Annotated in this window: 2 protein-coding genes and 2 pseudogenes; 2 read left to right on the top strand and 2 right to left on the bottom strand. The window is 69.7% G+C overall.

Annotation, left to right across the window (positions count from 1 at the left end):
- Positions 1-129, top strand: a pseudogene (locus ABZ297_RS46640) (transposase); the annotation flags it as partial.
- Positions 130-198: 69 nt separating this feature from the next.
- Here ABZ297_RS46640 and ABZ297_RS46635 read toward each other — a convergent pair.
- Positions 199-510 (bottom strand): annotated as a pseudogene (locus tag ABZ297_RS46635) (site-specific integrase); the annotation flags it as partial.
- A gap of 873 nt (positions 511-1,383) precedes the next feature.
- On the bottom strand, positions 1,384-1,872 hold the full coding sequence (locus ABZ297_RS46630) for a MarR family winged helix-turn-helix transcriptional regulator (protein WP_355361023.1): 489 nt from the start codon (positions 1,870-1,872) through the stop codon (positions 1,384-1,386).
- Between the two features lie 58 nt (positions 1,873-1,930).
- On the opposite strand from ABZ297_RS46630, the gene ABZ297_RS46625 reads away from it, so the two are divergent.
- Positions 1,931-2,344, top strand: a complete 414-nt coding sequence (locus ABZ297_RS46625; protein ID WP_355361020.1) for a MarR family transcriptional regulator — start codon at positions 1,931-1,933, stop codon at positions 2,342-2,344.
- Positions 2,345-2,459: the final 115 nt, after the last annotated feature.

Raw genomic sequence — 2,459 nt, 5'->3', positions numbered from 1 at the left:
CTGCTCGGCGTCTCGACCCGGCGCGTCGACAAGCTGGTCGAGCAGCTCGGCATCAAGCACATCTCCAAAAGCCAGGTCTCGCAGATGGCCAAGACACTGGATGAGCAGGTCGAGGCGTTCCGCACCCGCGAGGACTTCGGCGTCGCCGAGGTGGGTGGCGGCGCTGTGGCGCAGCTGGTGCAGGTCGACACCGGCGTAGGTGTCGAGCAGGCCCCGGGCGCGGTCGTAGCCGAGGCGGGCGCGGCCGGTGTGCGGGCAGATGTCGCCGCCGGCCGGACGGCGGGCGGGGACGGGGCGGCGCTGGGCCAGGAACAGCGGTCCGTGCGTGCGCGCGCTGCCGTCGGGCAGGCGCAGCAGCCGGGGCAGCAGGTGAGCGGTGCCGGAGTCCCAGTAGACCCATTGAGTGGCGCCGCCCTTGGAGCGGACGGGGGCGCGCCGGTGCTCCAGGTCGAGGTCTTCGACGTTGAGGGCGAGGATCTCGGCGGCGCGGGCGGCGGTTTCGTAGAGCATCCGCCAGAGCGTCTTCTCGCGCAGCGGGATGTCGCGGCGTGACAGCAGACGGTGGATGGTGGTCTTGGCCACGGCGCGGGTCTCGTCGGCGGTTTCCTTGCGGCGTTCGGCGTCGGCCGGGACCGAGGGTGCGGCCCAGTGCTTCGTGGCCTGGCACCAGATCAGCCAGGAGGCGATGGCGGCGCGGTTGCGGTTCCAGGTCGCCGGCGCGCTCGCCCCCCACAGCTCGGCAAGCGCGCGGCCGATCTCGTCTTCGGTGACCTCGGCGAGCGGCCGGTCACGGCCGAGCAACACGGTGACGCGGTCGATGGCCGAGGCGTAGGCGCGGTGGGTGTTGGGGTTGGCCATGCGCGGGGTGGCCAGGAAGCGTCGGCGGCCGCGGCGAGGGTGACGTGCTCGCCGCGCAGGGCGGCGAGCTTCGGCGCCGCGCTCATGCCCGCCGCCGGGCGATGCTCGCTGAGCCGGCCCGGATGATGTACCGGATAACGTGCCGGAGTGGTGCACCGCCCCGGCGAGGGGTTCTCCTGGTCGCCGCGCCGTCATGATCGCGTATGTACGGGGTAATAGACCCTTATCCGGTACATGCGCCCCGGAGTGCTCTCGACATCCCAGACTGCCCCTCACCAGAGGCAACACCCGTTCATGATCCACTGAGTGTGGGTTTTGACCTAATGTGGGCCGGACCCCAGATAGCGCCGATAGACGTACGCCGGACTCCAGCCAACGTCACAGTCATGCCTGGTGGGAGCAATCTGCCGGCACGTGGGCGGGATCCCGCTCGCGCTGGACGCCGATTATGTGCGCATGCGGGCCGATGGCTCTTCTCTACATCCACTTTCCCGAATAGCGTTCCACGGGTAAGCGGGTGGCCTGTTAGGAGCGGGTGCGCGTAGCGAAGTCCCGGACGAACCGGTTGAGCAGGCGGGCGAATGCGGCCTGGTCCTCCTCCGTCCATTCCGCGGTGGCCTCGGCGATGACGGCGCGGCGGAAATCCCTGATCCGGGCGAGCGCAGCGCGGCCGTCCGTCGTCAGCGCGAGCAGTGAGCGACGGCCGTCGAGCTGGTCGGCCTCGCGCCGTAGTAGCCCTGCCTGGAGGGCTTGCCCGGCGAGTCTGCTGGAGCGCGGCTGGTCCACGTCCAGGATGGCCGCGGCGTCGGTGACCGTGAGCGTGTCGCCGTTCGCCTCTGCGGCCTCGATCACGTCGAGCAGTTCGTAGACGGCGTCGGGCAGGCCCGCGTGCTGCCCGATGGGTTCGCCACGCCGTTCGGACAGCCGGGCCAGCGTACGGCGGCGCTGGCTGCGGCGGATGCCGACGACGGCGGCCTCGATCTCGGCCACATAGGTGTCCGATTTGCCGGTCACGGGCCCTCCATGCATAGTAATAGACAACTACATGTCATCTTATATGGAGAGATAGCTCATGGATAAGCCTTTGGGCTACTGGCTCATGCACCTGCACAACCTGCTGGAGGAGCAGTTCGCCCGCACCCTCGCCGATCTCGGCCTCAGCCGACGTCAATGGCAGGCGCTCAACTTTCTGAGCCGCGGCGACGCCACGCGCGAGGAGCTCGCCACCGCGCTGGCCCACTTCTCCACGGATAGTGGGCCGGACCCGTTGGAGGGGTTGACCGCGCGGGGCTGGGCGGCCTCGACCGGCGGGGGTGCCGTCGCGCTCACCGAGGCGGGTCGCGCTACCCACTTGGAGGCGAGCAGGCGCGTTGAGGTGAGCCGGGCGACCGTACTGGGCGGGCTGACGCTCGACCAGTACGCCGAGACCATGCGGATCCTCTCGGTGATGGCGGGGAACGTCGAAGCCGACCTGGCCCGCTCGTGACACCCGCTTCGCCGCGCTCGCTAGTGGGCCGTCACGCAACCTTGGCCGGGTAACTGGTCCAGCTTCTGATCGGCGAACTGGCGGCGAAGTTCGTCTTGGGCTCCGCTCGAGCGTT

Origin of the sequence: Nonomuraea sp. NPDC005983 (assembly GCF_040614375.1) — a bacterium.
In the GTDB taxonomy this organism is placed as follows: domain Bacteria; phylum Actinomycetota; class Actinomycetes; order Streptosporangiales; family Streptosporangiaceae; genus Nonomuraea.
The sequence above is the reverse complement of the archived record's forward strand: the minus strand, read 5'-3'. Positions and strand labels throughout refer to the sequence as shown.

What these genes read in the sequence shown, in the direction of transcription:
- ABZ297_RS46625 (WP_355361020.1), top strand. Translation starts at nt 1,931, where the DNA reads ATGGATAAGCCTTTGGGCTACTGGCTCATGCACCTGCACAACCTGCTG.